16 protein-coding genes are annotated in these 19920 nt (G+C 72.6%); 8 read left to right on the plus strand and 8 right to left on the minus strand.

Annotated features, from left to right (window positions below; genetic code table 11):
- Window positions 1–237: 237 nt before the first annotated feature.
- From BT341_RS33320 to rpmJ, 5 genes are all read left to right on the plus strand, one after another.
- On the plus strand, window positions 238–1623 hold the full coding sequence (locus BT341_RS33320) for a DUF5691 domain-containing protein (protein WP_072480026.1): 1386 nt from the start codon (window positions 238–240) through the stop codon (window positions 1621–1623).
- Complete coding sequence (locus tag BT341_RS33325; RefSeq protein ID WP_072480027.1) at window positions 1620–2702, plus strand: ATP-binding protein; 1083 nt, start codon at window positions 1620–1622, stop codon at window positions 2700–2702. The genes BT341_RS33320 and BT341_RS33325 overlap by 4 nt, the downstream gene beginning before the upstream one ends.
- On the plus strand, window positions 2699–4879 hold the full coding sequence (locus BT341_RS33330) for a DUF5682 family protein (protein ID WP_072480028.1): 2181 nt from the start codon (window positions 2699–2701) through the stop codon (window positions 4877–4879). The genes BT341_RS33325 and BT341_RS33330 overlap by 4 nt, the downstream gene beginning before the upstream one ends.
- Window positions 4876–6045 (plus strand): VWA domain-containing protein, encoded by a 1170-nt coding sequence (locus BT341_RS33335; RefSeq protein ID WP_072480029.1) that lies wholly within the window; start codon window positions 4876–4878, stop codon window positions 6043–6045. Before BT341_RS33330 ends, BT341_RS33335 begins: the two co-directional genes overlap by 4 nt.
- Window positions 6046–6121: 76 nt before the next feature.
- Entirely contained in the window at window positions 6122–6244 is a 123-nt protein-coding gene (gene rpmJ / locus BT341_RS33340; RefSeq protein WP_072480030.1) for a 50S ribosomal protein L36, read from the plus strand.
- A gap of 134 nt (window positions 6245–6378) precedes the next feature.
- On the opposite strand, the gene BT341_RS33345 is transcribed toward rpmJ, so the two are convergent.
- From BT341_RS33345 to BT341_RS33375, 7 genes are all read right to left on the minus strand, one after another.
- On the minus strand, window positions 6379–7854 hold the full coding sequence (locus BT341_RS33345; RefSeq protein ID WP_072480031.1) for a flavin-containing monooxygenase: 1476 nt from the start codon (window positions 7852–7854) through the stop codon (window positions 6379–6381).
- Between the two features lie 66 nt (window positions 7855–7920).
- Window positions 7921–10299, minus strand: coding sequence for a polysaccharide lyase 8 family protein (locus tag BT341_RS33350; RefSeq protein WP_072480032.1), 2379 nt, complete (start codon window positions 10297–10299; stop codon window positions 7921–7923).
- A gap of 104 nt (window positions 10300–10403) precedes the next feature.
- Window positions 10404–11858, minus strand: coding sequence for an aldehyde dehydrogenase (NADP(+)) (locus tag BT341_RS33355; RefSeq protein ID WP_072480033.1), 1455 nt, complete (start codon window positions 11856–11858; stop codon window positions 10404–10406).
- 14 nt (window positions 11859–11872) lie between these two features.
- Window positions 11873–13000, minus strand: coding sequence for a hypothetical protein (locus tag BT341_RS33360; RefSeq protein ID WP_072480034.1), 1128 nt, complete (start codon window positions 12998–13000; stop codon window positions 11873–11875).
- Between the two features lie 4 nt (window positions 13001–13004).
- Window positions 13005–14261, minus strand: a complete 1257-nt coding sequence (locus tag BT341_RS33365) for a glucarate dehydratase family protein (protein WP_072480035.1) — start codon at window positions 14259–14261, stop codon at window positions 13005–13007.
- Window positions 14261–15196: a 5-dehydro-4-deoxyglucarate dehydratase gene (locus BT341_RS33370; RefSeq protein ID WP_072480036.1), complete on the minus strand. Its 936-nt coding sequence runs from the start codon at window positions 15194–15196 to the stop codon at window positions 14261–14263. The genes BT341_RS33365 and BT341_RS33370 overlap by 1 nt, the downstream gene beginning before the upstream one ends.
- A gap of 51 nt (window positions 15197–15247) precedes the next feature.
- Window positions 15248–16753: a sodium:solute symporter family protein gene (locus tag BT341_RS33375; protein WP_072480037.1), complete on the minus strand. Its 1506-nt coding sequence runs from the start codon at window positions 16751–16753 to the stop codon at window positions 15248–15250.
- 159 nt (window positions 16754–16912) lie between these two features.
- Between BT341_RS33375 and BT341_RS33380 the strand changes: the two genes are divergently transcribed.
- Together BT341_RS33380 and BT341_RS33385 are read left to right on the plus strand one after the other, a co-directional pair.
- Window positions 16913–17722, plus strand: coding sequence for an IclR family transcriptional regulator (locus BT341_RS33380; RefSeq protein ID WP_072480038.1), 810 nt, complete (start codon window positions 16913–16915; stop codon window positions 17720–17722).
- A gap of 36 nt (window positions 17723–17758) precedes the next feature.
- The gene (locus BT341_RS33385; RefSeq protein ID WP_072480039.1) at window positions 17759–18565 is read left to right on the plus strand and encodes an NAD-dependent epimerase/dehydratase family protein; all 807 of its coding nucleotides are present in this window, start codon (window positions 17759–17761) and stop codon (window positions 18563–18565) included.
- A gap of 42 nt (window positions 18566–18607) precedes the next feature.
- On the opposite strand, the gene BT341_RS33390 is transcribed toward BT341_RS33385, so the two are convergent.
- Complete coding sequence (locus BT341_RS33390; RefSeq protein WP_072480040.1) at window positions 18608–19225, minus strand: TetR/AcrR family transcriptional regulator; 618 nt, start codon at window positions 19223–19225, stop codon at window positions 18608–18610.
- 67 nt (window positions 19226–19292) lie between these two features.
- Between BT341_RS33390 and BT341_RS33395 the strand changes: the two genes are divergently transcribed.
- Window positions 19293–19919 (plus strand): MSMEG_1061 family FMN-dependent PPOX-type flavoprotein, encoded by a 627-nt coding sequence (locus tag BT341_RS33395; protein WP_072480041.1) that lies wholly within the window; start codon window positions 19293–19295, stop codon window positions 19917–19919.
- The last annotated feature ends 1 nt before the right edge of the window (window position 19920 follow it).

The raw sequence follows: 19920 nt of genomic DNA on the forward strand, positions 1-19920 counted from the left end.
CCGAGCGACCCAGCCACACCGCCGCGCGGGCCTTCCCACCGGACCACGCCCGGCACGTGCCCAGCAACCCGGCCCCGAGCCTGCGCCCGAACCACACCCCCGCGCGGCACTTCCCACCGGACCACGCCCGGCGCGAGCCCAGCAGCGCGCGCCTCCAACCGGCCGCCCGAGCCACACCCGCGGGCGACCAGCCCACTCCCCCGCTCGCACCCACCAAGCCCGGAAGGCGGTGAAGCCGTGAAAGCCTGGGAAGACCTCGTCGGCACCGCGCTCCTCGGCACCCGCCGCCGCGTGCTCGACTCCGCCGGCCAGCCGCCCGCGGTACAACAGCTCATTGCCGGGCGCGACGATCCGGCCGAGCAGCTTCTCGTCGCCGCCGCCGTGCTCACCACCTATCGGCGGGCCGGGCGGCTGCCGCTGCGGGATGTACGGCCGCTTCCCGTTGCCGCGGCCGATGAGCGGCCCTTCGTTCCCCCGCTCGCGCGGGAACGGCTGGGACGGCTGCTCGCCGCCAGTCATCCCGATCTGCTGCTCGAATGGCTCGGCATCGTCGCCGGCACGGGCTACCGCGTCCCGCCCGAAACCCTGCCGCTGCTCGCCGAGGCCGCCCGCAGCAAGGCCGCCCTGCGCGGGCCGCTCCTGGCCGTCGCCGGGTCCGTCGGGGCGTGGCTCGGGCAGCGGAACCCCGACTGGTCGTTCCTCTCCGCGCCCGCCGAAGACGAAGGCGACGTCTGGCAGTACGGCAGCCTCGCCCAGCGCCGCCGCTGGCTGGCCGCCAAGCTCGCCGAAGACCCCGGCACCGCACGCGCTGCCCTCGGATCCTCGTGGAAGAACGAACCCGCCGACGTCCGCGCCGACTTCCTCGGCGTGCTCGCCGCGCACGTCCGCGCCGAAGACGAAACCTTCCTCGAAGCCGCCCTCACCGACCGCGCGGCCGCCGTCCGCGAACGGGCCGCCGAGTTGCTCGGCCGGCTGCCCGGTACCCGGTACGGCGAAAGCATGGCCGCTCGGCTCAGGCCCCTGGTCCGCCGCCGGGGCCGGGTCCTCGAAGTCTCCGTGCCACCCGGGGAACGCGGTGAGGGCACCGTCCGGCTGCGCACGCTCGTCGCGGCCGCTCCGCTGTCCTTCTGGACCGAGTTCGGCCCGCCCGCCGAGGTCGTCCGGATGACCGTCGAGGGTTGCCCGGCCGGCGTCCTGCGGGACTCGTGGGCCACCGCGGCTCTGCGCCAGCGCGACGAAGCCTGGGCGCAGGCACTCATCGGCGCCGATCCCGGCGGGCGCACCACGCCGCCGCTGCTCGGCGTGCTGAGCCCGGCGAGCCAGGCCGCCACCGTCGGGCACCTGATCAGCCGGCTGCCCGTCGAGTCGTTCGCGCGGCTCGTGCACGAACTGCCCCGGCCGTGGACGAAGGAACTCGGCACCGCCCTGCTCGACTGGATCGCCCGCCAGGACGACCATCGCCTGGTTTCGCACGCCGCCGTCGTGATCGCCCGCGCGGTCCCGGCGGAGTGCCTGCGCCACCCGCTGGCCACCACCCGCCTGACCATGGACGCCGGGCCGTGGCGCCGGGCGCTCACCGAGACGCTGAACTTCCGCCGCGAAATGTACGAGGAGCTCGCATGACCGCCACCGTCCTCCGGCCCCACGCCGAACAGGACCACGCCGCCGAGCTGGCCGCGCTGGCCGCCGCCGACGACCGGGCGAAGCCGCCGAACTGGAACCTGTCGCCGTGGGCCGTCGTCGAGTACCTCCTCGGCGGCACCCTGCCGGACGGCACCGTGATCACGCCGAAGTACGTCGGCCCGCGGCGGCTGATCGAGGTCGCCGTCGCGACACTGGCCACCGACCGCGCGCTGCTGCTGCTCGGCGTGCCCGGAACGGCGAAAACCTGGGTCTCCGAGCACCTTTCGGCCGCGATCAGCGGCGACTCGACGCTGCTGGTGCAGGGCACCGCGGGCACGTCCGAGGAGTCGATCCGCTACGGCTGGAACTACGCCCGGCTGATCGCCGAAGGCCCGAGCGCCGCGGCGCTCGTCGAAAGCCCGGTGCTGCGCGCGATGCGTGACGGCAAGCTGGCCCGGCTCGAGGAGCTGACCCGCATCCCCGCCGACGTCCAGGACACGCTCATCACGATCCTGTCCGAGAAGACGCTCCCGATCCCGGAGCTGGCGACGGAGGTGCAGGCGCGGCCGGGCTTCAACCTGATCGCGACCGCGAACAACCGCGACAAGGGCGTCAATGAGCTGTCGAGCGCGCTGCGGCGGCGCTTCAACACCGTCGTGCTGCCGCTGCCGGACAGCGCGGAGGCGGAGGTCGAGATCGTCAGCAGGCGGGTCGCGGAGCTGGGCGCGTCGCTGCAGCTGCCCGCCGAGGCCGCCGAGCTGGCGGAGATCCGCCGGGTGGTCACGGTGTTCCGCGAGCTGCGCTCGGGCCGCACCGAAGACGGCCGGACGGCGGTCAAGTCGCCCTCCGGCACGCTCTCGACCGCCGAGGCGATCAGCGTGCTCACCGGCGGGCTCGCGCTGGCCGCGCACTTCGGCGACGGCGTGCTGCGCCCGCACGACATCGCGGCCGGCATCCACGGCGCGGTGGTGAAGGACCCGGTGGCCGACCGCGCGATCTGGATCGAATACCTGGAGACGGTCGTGCGCGAGCGTGACGGCTGGGCCGACTTCTACCGGGCGGGCCAGGAGATCGCGTGACCACCCACCTGCTCGGCATCCGCCACCACGGCCCGGGATCCGCCAGGGCCGTGGCGACGCGGCTGGCCGAACTGGCGCCCGACGTCGTGCTGATCGAGGGGCCGCCGGAAGCCGACGCCCTGGTCGAGCTGACCGGAGACCCGGCGATGGCGCCGCCCGTCGCGCTGCTGGCCTACGCGACCGACGACGTCTCGCGCGCCGCGTTCTGGCCGTTCGCCGTCTTCAGCCCGGAGTGGCAGGCGCTCAGGTACGCGCGCGAAGCCGGGATTCCGGTGCGGTTCTGCGACCTGCCGGCCGCGAACACGTTCGCCGCGGGGCCGGACGAGCACGCGGGCCCGCCGGTCGATCCCCTGGCGCTGCTGGCCTCGGCCGGGGGTTACGACGACCCGGAACGCTGGTGGGACGACGTCGTCGAGTCCCGGCGGGACACCGAAAACCCGTTCGAGGTGATCGCGGACGCGATGACCGCGGTGCGGGAGGGCGAAGAGCCGCCGCGGGGCAGCGAAGCCCGGCGGGAGGCTTACATGCGCTCGGTGCTGCGCCGCACCCGCAAGGACGGCTTCGAGAACATCGCCGTCGTCTGCGGGGCCTGGCACGTGCCCGCGCTCGCCGATCCGCTGCCGCCCGCGTCGCACGACGCGGCCGTCCTCAAAGGACTCCCGAAGCGGAAGGTCGCCTGCACGTGGGTGCCGTGGACCCACGGCAGGCTCGCCACGGCCAGCGGCTACGGCGCGGGCGTGCGGTCGCCGGGCTGGTACCACCACCTGTTCACCACGGCCGAGGACGTCACGACGCGCTGGCTGGCCGGGGTCGCGGCGGTGCTGCGGGAGGAGGACCTGCCCGTCTCGACGGCGCACGTCATCGAGGCGGTCCGGCTGGCCGGAACGCTCGCCACGCTGCGCGGGCGGTCGTCGGCCGGGCTGGCCGAGGTCACCGAAGCCACGCGGTCGGTGCTCTGCGGCGGCGACGAAGTGCAGGTCGAGCTCGTCACGCGACGGCTGGTGGTCGGCGAACGGCTCGGCGAGGTGCCCGACCGGGTGCCGCAGCCACCGCTGGCCGCGGACCTGACGGCGACGGCGCGGCGCCTGCGGCTCAAGAAGGACCCGATCGTCAAGGAGCTCGACCTCGACCTGCGGACCCCCGCCGGCCTCGACCGCTCGAAGCTGCTGCACCGGCTGCGGATCCTCGGCATCGAATGGGGCACCCGGGAGACGTCGGCGCGGCGGAACAAGGGCACGTTCCGGGAGACCTGGGCGCTGGCCTGGGAACCGTCGTTCGAGGTCGACCTGGTCGCGGCCGCGGTGCACGGCACGACCGTGCCGTCGGCGGCCACCGCCGCGGTCCGCGGCGCCGTCGAGGGCACGCCGCCGCTGGACGAGGTCACCACGGCCGTCGAAGACTGCCTGCTCGCCGACCTGCCGGAGGCGCTGCCCGACGCGCTCACGGCGCTCGACGCGCGGGCGGCGGCGGACGCGGACGTCGCCCGGCTGATGGCGGCGCTGCCCGCGCTGGCCAGGGCGACCCGCTACGGCAACGTCCGGGGCACCGACACGGGCGCGCTGCGCGCGGTCGCCGACCGCATGCTCGACCGCATCTGCGCCGGCCTGCCGCCGGCGACGCACGGCATCGACGACGACGCCGCGGCGCGGATGGCCAAGCTCGTCGACGGCGTGCACGACGCGACCTCCCTGCTGGACGAGGACGCGAAGCAGCGCTGGCTCGCCGCACTGGCGCGGCTGGCGGAACGGCCGTCACTGCCGCCCCTGCTGGCGGGCCGGCTCACCCGGATCCTGCACGACGCCGGGTTGCTGGACGCGTTCGACATCGAGCTGCGGCTGGGCCGGGCGCTCACCCCCGGCATCACACCGTCGGCGGGCGCGGCGTACGTCGAGGGTTTCTTCGACGGCGGCGCGCTGCTGCTGGTGCACGACGAAGGCCTGTTGCGCGTGATCGACGCCTGGCTCGCGGCGATCCCCGCCGACGTCTTCACCGAGGTGCTCCCGTTGCTGCGCCGCACTTTCGGGGCGTTCAGCGGGCCGGAAAAGCGGGCCATCGGGCACCGCGCCGCCGGGCTCACCGGCGGTGCGCGGGTCGTGCCGGTGGCCGACGAACTGGACGAGGACCGGGCCGAGCGCGTGCTGCCGGTCCTGGCGGCATTGCTGGGGGCGGGGGCATGAGCGCGGACACCGAGCGCGCGCGGCGCTGGCGGCTGGTGCTGGGCGCCGAGGGCGCGGGAGCGGGCTCGGGGCTCGCCGACGCGCCACTGTCCGATGAGGACAGTGGGGTCGACGCGGTGCTGGCCGCCCTCTACGACAAGCCGGACGAGGAAGCCGCGGGCGGGCCGCGCAGCGCGAACCTGGGCGCGTCCGCGCCGCGGGTGGCGCGCTGGCTGGGCGACATCCGGCGGTACTTCCCGAGCACCGTGGTGCAGGTGATGCAGCGCGACGCGGTCGACCGGCTCGGGCTCACCCGGATGCTGCTGGAGAAGGAGCTGCTGTCGGCCGTCGAGCCGGACGTGCACCTGGTCGGGACGCTGCTCTCGCTCAACGGCGTGCTGCCCGAGGAGACGAAGGAGACCGCGCGCGAGGTCGTCCGCAAGGTGGTCGAACAGCTGGAGGAACGCCTCGCCGAGCGCACCCGCGCGGCCATCACGGGCGCCCTGGACAAGGCGTCGCGCACGCAGCGGCCGCGGCCCGGGGACGTCGACTGGGCGCGCACGATCCACGCCAACCTCAAGCACTACTCCCCCGAGCTGGGCACGATCGTGCCGGAGAAGGTGGTCGGCTTCGGCCGGCGCCGTCAGGCGGTGCAGCGGGACGTCGTCCTGGCCGTCGACCAGTCGGGCTCGATGGCGGAGTCGGTGGTCTACTCGGGGCTGTTCGGCGCGGTGCTGGCGTCGATGCGGGCGCTGAAGACGTCGTTCGTCGCGTTCGACACGGAGGTCGCGGACCTGACCGAGCACCTCGCCGACCCGGTCGACGTCCTGTTCGGCACCCAGCTGGGCGGCGGCACGGACATCAACCGGGCGATCGCGTACTGCCAGGGCCTGGTCGAGCGGCCGGAGCGGACGCTGCTGGTGCTGATCAGCGACCTGTACGAGGGCGGCGACGAGGACGAGCTGCTGCACCGGATCGGCGAGCTGGTCGGTGCGGGAGTCCAGGTGGTGACGCTGCTGGCGCTGTCGGACTCGGGCGCGCCGTCGTACGACCACGAGAACGCGGCGGCGCTGGCGGAGCTGGGCGTCCCGGCGTTCGCGTGCACCCCGGACCAGTTCCCGGACCTGATGGCAGCCGCCGTCCGCGGCGACGACCTGCAGGCGTGGGTGGCCAAGGAGAGCAGCTGAGTTGCGGGATTAAACCCGCTCGGGCGGCGGTTGAAGGGGAGGTGCGGGACGGTTCCCGCAGGAAGGACGGCTCGCCATGAAGGTCCGCAGCTCGATCCGTTCGCTGGCGAAGCAGCCGGGCGCCCAGGTCATCAGGCGCGGGACCCGGGTGTTCGTGATCAACAAGGACAACCCGCGCTCGAAGGCCCGCCAGGGCTGACGCCGGGGAAGCGAGGCCGGCCGCCCGGGACACCGACCCGGCGCGGTCGGCGCTAGGCTGCGTTGGGTCCGGCCGGGGCTGGGCCGAGACGAGGGCGGCGGCCTCGACACCACACCGGCCCCCCGGCAAGCAGCTCAACGCGCCGAAGCCACCCGGTCCTCCGCGTGGCCGAAGCGCAGCACCCCGTCGTCCAGGCGGCCGAACCGCATGTCCGCCAGGTCCAGCAGGTAGTTCTGGCGCATCAGCCACGGCCGCCGGTCGCCCTGCTTCGGCAGGCCCGGGGCCGCTCGCTTGATGTAGCCCGACATCAACTCCACGATCGGGCGCGGCTTTCCCGCCGCCGACGCCGCCGCCTCGTCGGGGACGCAGTACGCGAGCCCGCGCCGGTCCAGGTGCGCCAGCAGGCGGCACACGTACAGCGCCGCCAGGTCCGCCCGCAGCGTCCAGGAACTGTTCGAATACCCCACGCACCACGCCAGGTTCGGGACCCCGCCGAACATCAGGCCCTTGTACACCCGCTGCTCGCCCGGCTCGACCGCCCGGCCGTCCACGCTCAGCTCGATCCCGCCGAACGCCACCAGCCGCAGCCCGGTCGCCGTCACGATGACGTCCGCCGGCAGCTCGTGCCCCGACTCCAGCAGCACGCCGGACGTCGTGAACCGCGCGATCCGGCCCGTCACCACGTCCGCCTTGCCCGATCGCAGCGCGCGGAACAGGTCCGCGTCCGGCACCAGGCACAGCCGCTGGTCCCACGGCGCGTAGTCCGGCACGAAGTGCGGGTCCACCGGGATCGACGCCGGCAGCTGCGCCGCCACCCGGTCGCGCAGCGCCAGTGACGCCCGCTCCGGCAGGCGCCGCATCAGCTGGAAGAACACCGTCCCGAAGACCACGTTCTTGCCGCGCACCACCCGGTGCGCGAGCTTTTCCGGCAGCAGCGCCCGAAGCCGGTCGGCCAGCGCGTCCCGCCCCGGCCGCGACACGATGTACGACGGCGAGCGCTGCAGCATCGTCACCCGCGAAGCGCGCTCAGCCAGGGCCGGGACCAGCGTCACCGCTGTCGCCCCGCTGCCGATCACCACCACCCGGCGGCCGTCGTGGGCCAGGTCCGCGGGCCAGTGCTGCGGATGCACGACCTCCCCGCGGAAGTCCTCCTGCCCGGGGAAGGCGACGACGTGCCCGGACTCGTAGGAGAAGTAACCACTGCACAGGTAGAGGAACCGGCAGGTGAACGTCGCCCCGTGGGCGGTCGAAACCGTCCACGACGCCGACGCCGACGACCAGGACGCCCGCACCACCCGGTGCCCGAACCGGATCCGCGACGTCACCCCGAAGGCTTCCGCCGTCTCCCGGATGTAGGCGAGGATCGACGATCCGTCCGCGATCGCCTTCGGGTCCTTCCACGGCCGGAACGGGTAGCCGAGGGTGAACATGTCCGAATCGGACCGGACGCCCGGATACCGGAACAGGTCCCAGGTTCCCCCGATCGAGTCGCGCGCCTCGAGCACGGCGTACGTCTTGCCCGGCAGCCGCTCCTGCAGCCGGCAGGCCGCGCCGACGCCGGACAGGCCGGCGCCCACGAGCAGGACGTCCACGTGCTCGGCGGCGGTCATGACGGCCAGCCTAAACGACGTGGGGACCCCGCCGGGCCGGGTCGGGGCACCGGCCCGGCGGGGAGGTCACAGCGCGACCACCGTCGTCGCCCCGAACGTGCCCTTCAGCGGCACCGTCACGGACTTCCCGTGCACGGTCACCGTGACGCCGTCCTGCAGCTGGGTCGGGTCCGCCACGGCGACCTGCCGGCGGCTGCCGGAACGCCCGACCGCGACCGACGCGGGGCCGGACACGCTCACACCGTCGACCGACCCGGCGGCGAAGAAGTTGGCCAGGACCGTGCCGTCGCCCAGGCGCACGGCCTGCACCACCGGCGTGTTGGCGAGCACTCGCCACGCCCAGGACGCGGTGAGCGTCCCGATCACCGAAGCGCCCGGCAGCACCGCGTACGCGTAGGTCGCGTTCACCGGGTCCCTCCCGTGCTCCAGGACCAGCTTCTGGTACCGGCGGGTGTTCGGCGTCGTGGTGCCCTTGGTGTTGGCACCGGTGTCGATGTCGCGCCACGCGCCCGTGCGGTCTTCGCGCAGGGCCGTCACCGAAGCGTCGTCGAGCAGGAGGTAACCGCCGACGTCCGCCAGGTGCATCCAGCGCGGCCGGCGCAGGGCGGTGGCCTTCCCGAGGTCGGCCGGGACGCACCACCCGTCGGCGAGCAGGACGCCGCGGCCGCCCTCGCCGAGGTTGCGGTTCTCGATCGTCGTGCGCACCGCGTGCCCGGACGTCCCGGTGATGCCCGTCCCGAGGCAGACGATCCCGGACGGGGTGAAGAACCACGACTTCTTCGCGACCAGCGACCCGTCCCAGGACTTGAAGTCCATCGCGAAGGCGCCGTTGCGCGCGTCCCACCGCACCCCGCCGGTGTGCGGGTTCGGGCCCACCGGCACGCCACCGAACTTCGGGTCGGGCGGGCCGTCGTTCTCCGTCGTGCCCGGCAGCAGCAGCGGATCGACCGTCGGCCAGTACGCGTCGGTGTAGTGGCCCTTGGCGTTGGGCAGGAATGTGTACAGCACGCCGTCGCCGACGTGGAAGCCCTTCAGGTTCTGGCCGTTGATGGCTTCGTAGCGCGAGATCCGCGTCGAGCTGACCCCGAGCGACGCCGACCAGCCCTCGGTGACGTGCACCATCCGGTCCTGCTGGCCGAAGATCCGGTGCGTCGCGGTCACCCGCGCCGGTCGCACGCCCGAAGCGAGCATGTCCTGCGCGAACTCGATGCCCGGCGTCGCCACCAGGTCCGGGCCCGGCGCGAACCGCTCGGGGTCCGGGATCTTCAGGAACGGCGCGTAGGTGCCTTCCTTGATCCACTTCGCGGCGAGGGCGTTGAGGTCGGCCTTGGTCTTGCCTGCCGCCTTCCGGGCCAGGACCAGTGTCGCGACGGTGAGCTGGTGGCCGATGTCGTGCCCGGTCTCCCCCTGGCGCGAAAGCATCCGCCCGCGCACCGGCTCCATCAGCGCGCCCGCGTAGACGAACGGGGCGAAGCTGTCGGCGACGAGCGCGTAGATCTTGTCCTTCAGCGCCTGCGGCAACGCGTATTCGGTGCCCTGCGTGACGTGGATGGCGCCGGCGAGCGCGGTGAGCAGGACGATGCCGTAGTGCCCGGGGTAGGGAATCGTGTCGTGCTGGATGAACGAGCCGTCGACGTGGAAGCCGTCGCCCGCCGCGCGGTCCAGCTTCGCGACGACGCTCGCCGCTCCCCCGCCCTGGACGTCGGTCAGCGCGTCGATGCCGGTCCGGATCCACGCAGTGTCGCCGAGCAGCGCGCCCGAGACGATGGAGATGAGCGCCTTGTCCGCGCGGTTGGCCCCGGTCTCGATCACCGACGCGTTGTTGGCGCGGCGGTTCGGGTCGCCGACGAACCGCTTGACCGGCCGGAGGTAACGGGCCAGCTGCTCCGCGGTGAGCTGGTCGGCGACCACCGACAGCGTGTGCAGCAGGTAGTACGGGATGCCGATCTCGTAGGTGTACCAGTTGCCGATCTCGCCGACGTTCTCGTTGTACTGGCTGGCGTAGATGAGTTCCAGTGCCGCCTTGATCCGGTCGAGCACCACCGGGTCGCCGGAGAGCGCGCCGCCCGGCGTGCCCCAGTCGACGGCGATCGCGCGCAGCCGGGCGTACATCGACGTCGTGTAGTCGCTGCCCGGGCCCAGCGGCAAGTCCGTCCACAGTGGAGCTCCGCCGCCGGCGACGGACATGCTCGCGTGGTAGGCCTTGGCGACGCGGCTCAGGTTGGCCAGCGCTTCGGTGCGTTCCGGCGAGGGCCGGTTGATGCCGGTCTGCAGCTGCCGGTACGCGGCGACGATCGGCGCCGTCGCGGCGGGCACCGCGCCGCCGGCGGCCGGGGCCGCGGCGGGCACGGGCGTGGCCGACGCGAACGCCGGGCGGGTGAGGAACACGGTCGAAGCGGCCGCCAGCGCGCCGCCGCGCAGGGCGTTTCTCCGGTTCACGGGCATGACGATGCCTCCCAGGGACGGGGAACGGGACTCGGTGGTGCGGCGGCGGAAGAGGTCGTGAGTGGGAAACCGGGTTCTAACCCTGTTTCTCACCCACGACGGGGTCAGCGGGAGCCGTCGGTGCGGCGGGGCAGCTGCCAGGGGTTGGCCTCCTGCAGGGGTTCGGGCAGCAACGCGTCCGGGAAGCCCTGCCACGCGATCGGGCGCAGGAACCGCTCGATCGCGGCAGTGCCGACCGACGTCGTCGTCGGGGCCGTCGTGGCCGGGTACGGGCCGCCGTGCTGCTGGGCCCAGCTCACCGTGACTCCGGTGGGCCAGTCGTTCCACAGCAGCCGCCCGGCGATGCGGGCCAGCGCCGGCAGCACCGGCCGGATCCAGTCCGCGTCGGACTCCTCGCCGTGGATCGTGGCGGTGAGCCCCGGTTCGATCACGTCGAGCAGGCGCAGCAGCTCGGCCTGGTCGGCGTAGGTGACGATCAGCGAAGCCGGGCCGAAGCACTCCTCGTGCACGGTCGCGCCGCCCTCGAGAAACTGCTTGCCGGTGGTGGCCAGCAGCGTCGGCGTGAACGCGGGCGAGGTGGACGGCGACTCGGCGACGACGTCGACCCCGGGCACCTCGCGCAGCTTCGCCAGCTTTTCGCGGTAGCCGGACGCGATCCGGTCGTTGAGCATCGGCTGGGCCGCGGCACCGGCCAGTGCCGACCGCAGCGTCTCGGTCAGGCCGTGGTCCTCGGGCAGGAACAGCAGGCCCGGCTTGGTGCAGAACTGGCCGGCGCCGAGGGTGAACGACCCGGCGTAGCCCTTCGCGACGGCCTCCCCGCGCGCGGCGATCGCGGCCTCGGTCACGACGACCGGGTTGACGCTGCCCAGCTCGCCGTAGAAGGGGATCGGCCGCGGCCGCGCGTTCGCGATGTCGAACAGCGCCCGCCCGCCGGGGATGGACCCGGTGAACGACGCCGCGGCGATGCGCGGGTCCTTCAGCGCCGTGACGCCTTCCTCCTGGCCGGAGATGACGTCGAAGATGCCGTCGGGCGCGCCCGCGCCGATCAGGGCTTCGCGCACGATCCGGCCGGTCAGCGCCGACAGCTCGGGGTGGCCGGGGTGGGCCTTGAGGACCACCGGGCAGCCCGCGGCGAGCGCGGACGCCGTGTCGCCGCCGGCGACGCTGAACGCGAACGGGAAGTTGCTGGCCGCGAAGACCAGCACCGGCCCGATCGCGGTCTTGACCCGGCGGATGTCCGGGCGCGGGCCCATCGGCCAGTCCGGGTCGGCGTGGTCGACCGTGGCGCCGAGGTACTCGCCGTCGGTGAGCACCTCGCCGAACAGGCGCAGCTGGAACGTCGTGCGCTTCAGCTCGCCGGCCAGCCGCGGCGTGGCGGGCAGGTGGGTCTCGGCGTGGGCCAGCGGGACGAGGTCGTCCGCGGCGGCGTCGAGCGCGTCGGCGGCCGCGACCAGCCAGCGGGCGCGCTCGGCCGGCGTGGCCGAGGCGGCGGGGCGGGCGGCCGCGGCGGCCCCCGCCAGGATCTTCTCGAGCGTGGCGGCGTCGGTGGCCTGGCTCATCGGGGTACAGCTCCTCAGTTTTCGTGGGCGGCGGCGGTGGCCGTTTCGAGGTCGGGCCAGCGACCCGGACCGGCCAAGCCGAGGTGGTACAGGTGCAGCTCGGCCGCGCCCGCCTTGGCCAGCTCGCCGACGTAGGCGGCGATGTCCGGCACCGGCGCGGCGGCGACCGCGGTGATGTAGCTGCCGATCGCGACCCGTCCGGGTAGCGCTTCCCGGGCCGCGGCGACGGCTTCGGCTCCCGTGGCGGGCGCCCAGCCGAACAGGACGACGGCGTCGACGTCGTCCGGCGCGGACGGCGTCAGCCCGGGCAGCGCGCCGGTGACCCACGGGTCGAGCGCGCCGTGCAGCACGACCCGCGCTCCGGTGGGCAGCTGGGCCAGCACGGCTGCCCGCAGCTCGTCGGTGGCCTTCTGCCGCACGCGCAGCAGCATCTGGGTCAGCTCCGGCGGCAACCGGTCCCCGGTGACGCCGAGGTCGCCGGTGGCGATCAGCCGCCGCACCTCGTTGGCCAGCTGGGCCCGGACGGCGCCGGCGTCGAGGTCCCATGAAGCAGCGCAGGCGTCGCAGCAGCAGATCGACAGCAGCCGGGCCACCGCGGGCGCCCAGACGCCGTCGGTCTTCTCGTGCTGGTGCTGGTGCACCGCGCCCAGCGGGCCGCAGGCTTCGAGGATCACCGACGACAGCTCCAGCCCGGCGACGGCTTCCGCGGTCAGCGTCGCCGCGTACTCGCGCACGGCGACCTGCGACGGGCACAGGGCCCACGGGTAGGCCTCGCCGAAGCAGTTGCGCACGACGACGTCCGGGTGGTCGTAGCCGAGCTGGGAGTTGTGGGTCAGCACGATCCACGCGGCCGCCGGGATCCCGGCCTCGTTGAGCAGCCGGACGGCGTCGCCACCACTGTCCTCCGACCCGACCCAGTCCGGAGTGGACGGTCGCAGCTCGCCCCACCCGGTCGAAACCGGCCGGTAGAACGCCGCGTGCCGGGCGACCACCGAAGTCCGCGAGGCCGACCACGGCGTCGCCGCGCGGGCGCTGTGGTACGACAACGCGACGGCCACTTCGTCGACACCGAGGTCGCGGGCGCGCGCGGCGAACCCCGCCTCGAGGACGTCCCACGGGTAGGCGTATCCCGTCACCTTCACCGGCTCACCACCTCGCCGTGTTCGGTTCGAACCCGGGCACGTACTTGCGCATGTACGTCACGTCGTCCCGTTTGGTCAGTCCACATCGGACGTAGTTCTCGTGCAGGCGGGCCAGCGCGTCCTCGTCGAGCTTGACCCCGAGCCCCGGGGTCCTCGGCACGGTCACCGCACCCTCGCGGAACTCCAGCACGCCCGGCTCGATGACGTCTTCGACCTTCCAGGGCCAGTGCGTGTCGCAGGCGTAGGTCAGGTGCGGCGTCGCCGCGGCGACCTGCACCATCGCGGCCAGGCTGATCCCGAGGTGGCTGTTGGAGTGCATCGACAGGCCGACGCCGAAGCTCTCGCACGTCACCGACAGCGACTGGGTGGCGCGCAGGCCGCCCCAGAAGTGGTGGTCCGACAGCAGCACGCCGATCGCCCGCGCCCGGAAACCCGGCTCGATGTCGCCGAAGTTGACCACGCACATGTTGGTGGCCAGCGGCATGGACGCCTCGGCAGCCACCCGCGCCATGCCTTCGATGCCCGGCGTCGGGTCTTCGAGGTATTCCAGGACGCCGTCCAGTTCGGCCGCGACCCGGATGCCGGTCTCGGTCGTCCACGCGCCGTTCGGGTCGATCCGCAGCGGGTGCCCGGGAAACGCCTCGGCCAGCGCCCGGATGCCGTCGACCTCCCGCGCGGGCTCGTAGACCCCGCCCTTGAGCTTGATCGAGCGGAAGCCGTACTCGTCGATCATCCGTTTCGCGGACCCCACCAGGGTTTCCGGCGTGGTGATCTCGCCCCAGGAGTCCTCGCGGCCGTCGACGTGCTTGCCGTACTTGTAGAACAGGTAGGCGGAGAACTCGACGGCGTCGCGTGCCTTGCCGCCGAGCAGGTCGGTCACCGGCCGGCCCAGGTACTGCCCCTGCGCGTCGAGGCACGCGACCTCGAACAGGGAGTACACGCTCGCCACGGTCTTGCGGATCGAGAACCCCCCGATCAGCCCGTGCGCGTCGGTGAGCACCGTGTCCGACAGCGCCCGGGCGACGAGCCGCTGCAGGCCGGGCAGGTCGAACACGTCGTGGCCGCGCAGCTGCGGCAGCACCTTCCGCACTTCGCCGAGGAACGCGGAGTCGCCGTAGGACTCGCCGAGCCCGACGACGCCGTCCTCGCACTTGACCTGCACGACGCTGCGCAGCGCGAACGGCTCGTGCACGCCCATGACGTTGAGCAGCGGCGGGTCGGCGAACGCGACCGGGATCAGCACCACATCGAGGATCTTCATCAGCCCAGCGCCTTCAGCGTGACGAAGCCGTCCTCCACGATCTTCTCGAGCCGGCGGATCTGCTCCGGCGTCGGCTCGACCAGCGGCGGCCGGACCGGGCCGACCTTGTCGCCGCGCAGCCGGGCGGCGGCCTTGACCAGCGAGACGGCGAAGCCCGGCGTCTCGTCCCGCAACGCCACCAGCGGCAGGTAGAAGCCGGTCAGCAGCGCGTCCATCACGCGGGTGTCGCCCTCGCCGAGCGCGCGGTGGAAGCGGTGCGCGATCTCCGGCGCGAAGCAGTGCACGGCCGAGGAGTAGCGGGAGACGCCGATCGAGGCATACGCCTTGGCCGAGACCTCCGCGGTCGGCAAGCCGTTGAAGAACAGGAAGTCCCGGGCCCGGCCGGTGTCCAGCGCGCGGATCGTCGTGATGATCCGGGTCATCACCTCGACGTCGCCGTAGCCGTCCTTGAGCCCGACGACCGACGGGATGTCGAGCAGGGACGCGGCGGCCGGCGCGGTGAACACGCCGGTGCCGCGGTGGTACACGATCACCGGCACGGAAGAGTCGCCGACGGCGTAGCGGACGAAGTCGGTCAGGCCCGACGGCGGGCCGGTCACCAGGTACGGCGGCAGCAGCAGGACGCCGTCGGCGCCCCCGGCCTGCGCCGCCGCGATGCCGGCCCGCGCCGACGCCGCGCCGCCCCCGGCGCCCACCCAGACCGGGACGCGGCCGGCGGCCACCTCCCGGGACCGGGCGAGCACCGAGGCGTGCTCGGCGGGCGAGAGCGAGCTGAACTCGCCGGTGCCGCACGCGACGAACAGCGCACCGGCGCCCGCCGCGATGTGGCTCTCCACGTTCTCCGCGAGCGCGTCGAGGTTGACCTCGAGGTCTTCGGTGAACGGGGTGAGGGGGAACGCCAGCAGGCCGTCCAGCTCGATCTCGTTCTGTGCCATCAGTTTCTGCTCTCTCGTCCTTTATTCGGGTTCGGCCGGGTGGGGCCGGGATCAGGCGGGCACGGTCGTGCCTTCCCGCTTGCGGTCGACGTCGTCGTCGGCGTTCACGGTGTCGACGATCTCATCCGCGGCCGTGCTGCGCTCGGGCGCGAGCAGGCCGAGACCGGCGTAGAGGGCGAGCGAGACGAGGATCGGCGTCGCGATCAGCACCGTCTGGTTCGCGTTGAACACGTAGTAGCAGAGCGCGTAGTCGATCAGGCCGCCCGCCCACGAGACCAGCGCCGCGCGGGGACCGCACTTGCGGAACCACGGCAGCATGCCCAGCAGCAGCGGGATCGAGATCGGGCCCATCAGCGCGGCGACCCAGTTGACGACGATCTGCAGCACGCCGCCGAGGTTCTGCGCCTGGGTGGCCACGACCATGGTCAGCGCGACGAACACGACCGTGGTGACCCGGGCCGCCTTGAGGCCCTGGACGTCGGTCCACCGGCGGGCCTTGGCGAACACCGCCGGGATCATGTCCCGGGTGATCACCGCGGAGATCGCGTTGGCGTCGGAAGAGACCATCGCCATGGTGTGCGAGAAGATCCCGGCCAGCACCAGCCCGATCAGGCCGGGCGGCAGGAACGTCGTCGTCATGATCGCGTACGACTGCGTGGGGTCCTTGATGCCGGGGATGAGCAGCGGCGCGGCGAACATGGGGAACATCAGCACCAGCGGCCACACCAGGTACAGCGCCGACGACAGCCGCGCGCCGCGCCGGGCCTCGTGGGTGTTCGGCGCGGCCATGTACCGCTGCGCCAGGTTCCACATGCCTCCGTTGTACTCCAGCGTTTTCACGAGCACGTAGACCAGCAGGAAGATGGTGGTGTACTTGGACGTGACCGGGTTCACGTGGCTTTCGGGCAGCTTGTCCCACATCGTCCAGAGGGCGGAGATGCCGCCGAGCTTGCCCAGCACCACGACGATCATGACGACCGCGGCGATGGCCTGGATGACGAACTGGCCGAAGTCGGTGAGCGCGTCGGCCCACAGGCCGCCGATGGTGCAGTAGATCAGGGTGACCGCGCCGGTGACGAGGATGCCGAGGTTGTAGTCCAGGCCGGCGAACACGTGCAGCAGCGTCGCGACGGCGAACCACTTGGCCGCGATGTCGAAGATCTTCAGCAGGCTGCCGCTCCAGGCGAGCGCCTGCTGCGTCGGCACGTTGTACCGCTTCGCGAGGTATTCCAGCGGTGAGGCGACGCCGAGCTTGGAGCGCAACCGGTTCCAGCGAGCGGCGAACAGCCAGCTGCCGATGCCCACGCCGATGCCGATGCTGGCGAAGCCCCAGAAGTAGACGGTGACGCCACTGGTGTACGCGACGCCCGCGTACGCGACGAAGAGCACGGCGCTGTAGCCGGACATGTGGTGCGAGATGCCGGCCAGCCACCACGGCATCTTGCCGCCGGCGGTGAAGAAGTCCTTCACGTCGCTGACCCGTTTGTGCGACCACCAGCCGATCACGATCATCAGCGCGAAGTACGCGCAGACCATCGTCCAGTCGAGTGCGTGCACCGCAGGCTCCTTTCCGCGTCCACGTCGATGCGGTCTCGAACGAGATGTTCACATCCATGAACGGAGTCTGTTATAGTGATTATGTTCATCCATAAGAACGTTGTTCGGGACGCTAATATGGCCGGAGTCACAAGTCAACGGCCGGACGGAGGAGCACAAATGCCGCAGAAGGTGGACACCCCGGCAGCGGCCGACGGCGCCCCCGCCGAGTCCTCGGGCGTGAAGTCCGCGCGCCGGGCCGTCGACCTCATCGAGACGTTCGCGGCGAACGACGTCTGGCTGTCGCTGTCCGACCTGCACGCGCGCACGGGCTTCCCGCGCTCGTCGCTGCACGGCCTGCTCCGGACGCTGCTGGAGGCCGGCTGGCTGGAGGCGGACGCCAACACCGCCCGCTACCGCCTCGGCGTCCGCGCGCTGATCTGCGGCACGGCCTACCTCGACCGCGACGCCGTGGTGCCCTTCGCCACCGAAGCGCTCGAACGCATCCGCGAGAAGACCGGCTTCACCGCGCACTTCGCGCGCCGCAACGGCACCGAGGTCGTCTACCTGGAGACGCGCGAGTCGCAGCGCTCGACGCATCTCGTCTCGCGCGTCGGGCGCACGCTGCCCGCGCACGCGACCGCGCTGGGCAAGGCGCTGCTGGCCGAGCTGACGCACGACGAGATCGAGGCGCTGATGCCGGCGACGCTGACCGCGCTGACGCCGAACACCATCACCACGCTCGACGCCCTGCACGCCGAGTGCGCCGCGACCCGCGAACGCGGGTACGCCGCCGAGGTCGAGGAGGGCACGCTGGGCGTCCGGTGCGTCGCCGCGGTGATCCCCTACCGGATCCCGGGCACGGACGCGATCAGCTGCTCGATGCCGATCAGCCAGGTGACCGACGCCGACGCGCAGCGCGTCGGCGAGCTGCTCGCCGAAACCACCGCCGAGCTCGGCCAGCAGCTGCGCCGCGCCGGCATCCGATAACACACACTGCCCGCCGCCCTTATCGAGAGGAACCCCATGACGGACCAGCGCGTGCTCATCACCGGGTCGGCGGGTGTCGTCGGCACCCTGATGCGGCCCCGCCTGCGACGCCCCGGCCGCGTGCTGCGCCTGCTCGACCTGGCGCCGCAGACGGCGTCGGACGCCTCCGAAGAGATCGTGACGGCGTCCGTGACGGACCCGGAGGCGATGGCCGCGGCGTGCGAGGGCGTCGACGCACTCATCCACCTCGGCGGGCACAGCCGCGAGAACTCGTGGGAAGCCACCCTCGACGTCAACATCAACGGCACGCACACGGTGCTGGAAGCGGCCCGCGCGGCAGGGGTGTCGCGCGTCGTCCTGGCATCGAGCAACCACGCGGTGGGCTTCCGCCGCGTCGACGAGGACCTGCCCGCGGACTCCTCCCCGCGCCCGGACACCTACTACGGCGTCAGCAAGGCGGCGATCGAGGCGCTGGGCAGCCTGTACCACTCGCGGTTCGGCATGGACGTGATCGTGATCCGCATCGGCTCGTGCTTCGAAACGCCGTTGCCGCTGGGCCCGCGCGGCCTGACGACGTGGCTGTCCCCCGACGACGGCGCCCGGCTGTTCGAGGCGTGCCTGGCGGCGCCTTCGCCCGGGTACCGGCTGATCTGGGGCGTCTCGGACAACACGCGCCGGATCTACTCGCTGAAGGAAGCGGAGGCGCTGGGCTACAAGTCCCTCGACGACGCCGAGGTGTACGCCGACCAGCTGGCGGACAAGCCGGCGCCGGCGGGCATCGCGGCCGAGTACGTCGGCGGCCCGTTCTGCACGGCGCCGCTGGGCGTGTTCAACCCCCTCTGACGGGCTTCGATATCAGCGCGGTGAACCGGCGGCGCCTGAGGCTCATCCCTTGACGTACCGCGTCAGCATCGCGACCAGCTCGTGCTCCAGCCGTCCGACGTCCACCGGTTCGCGGTCGGCGACGAGCTGGTGGACCACCAGCTCCGTCGTCGTCACGACCAGCCGGGCCGCCGTTTCCGTGTCGGTCACCCGGACCTCCGGGTGGCGGTCGAACAGTCCCTGGACGTAGGAGACCAGGGACTGCTTCAGCCGCGCGACCTTGTCGAGCAGCTCGTTCGACCGTGGCGCCTGCTCCAGCAGGACCCGCAGCAGCTGCGGGTCGCCGAGGTGGGATTCGATCGCCCCGCGCACGAAGACGCGGAGGATGTCTTCGATCGGGCCCGGCAGTTCCGCGCGCTGGATCCGTTCCGTGTTCGCCGTGCCGTCGTCCAGGTGGCGGGTCAGCAGCTCGGCCAGGATCGCGTCCTTGTTCGGGAAGTACTGGTACAGCGAGCCGATGGAGATGCCCGCCCGCTCGGCGATGCGGTTGGTGGTGCCCGCGGCGTAGCCGTGCTCGGCGAAAACGTGAGCAGCCGCGGTGAGGATGCGCTGGCGGGTCAGCTCGGCGCGGACCTGCCGCGGCTGCTTACGTGGCTGGATGCGGCGCTGGTCCGGTGTCACGGCCCCTCCTGACGCGCGGGCGGAAAGCGAGTAGCGCAAGATTCGAACAATTGCTCATAATTGTGCCATGACCAGCACAAATGCGCTGCGCCGTGTATCCATGGCCGAGGTGCGGGCCCGGCTGGGCGAGCCCGAAGCGATGATCCAGGCGAAGCTCCTCGACCACGTCGACCGGCACGCCCGCCGCTTCATCGCCCACTCGCCCTTCCTGACGCTGGCGACCGCCGACGCCGCCGGCCGCGCCGACTGCTCGCCCCGCGGCGACTACCCCGGGTTCGTGAAGGTCCTCGACGAGCGGACCCTCGCCCTGCCCGACCGCACCGGCAACAAGATCGCCGACTCCTTCCGCAACATCGCCGAGAACGACGGCGTCGGCCTGCTGTTCTTCGTCCCCGGTATGCGGGAGACGCTGCGCGTCAACGGCAGCGCGTTCGTCACCGACGAACCGGACGTCCTCGCGCGGATGCGCACCGAGGCGAAGGAGCCGATGCTCGCGATCGTCGTCGAGGTCGAGCAGGTGTACTTCCACTGCGGCCGCGCTTTGATCCGGTCGCGGCTGTGGGACCCGGCGAGCCAGGCGCTGGCCGGCGAGCTGCCCTCGGCCGGCGAGATCGTCAGCGACCAGCTCGGCATGGACATCGACCCCGCGCAGTTCGAGCAGCTGCTCGAAGCCGGCTACCGGAAGCTGTACTGAC

Source organism: Amycolatopsis australiensis (assembly GCF_900119165.1).
Lineage (GTDB): Bacteria > Actinomycetota > Actinomycetes > Mycobacteriales > Pseudonocardiaceae > Amycolatopsis > Amycolatopsis australiensis.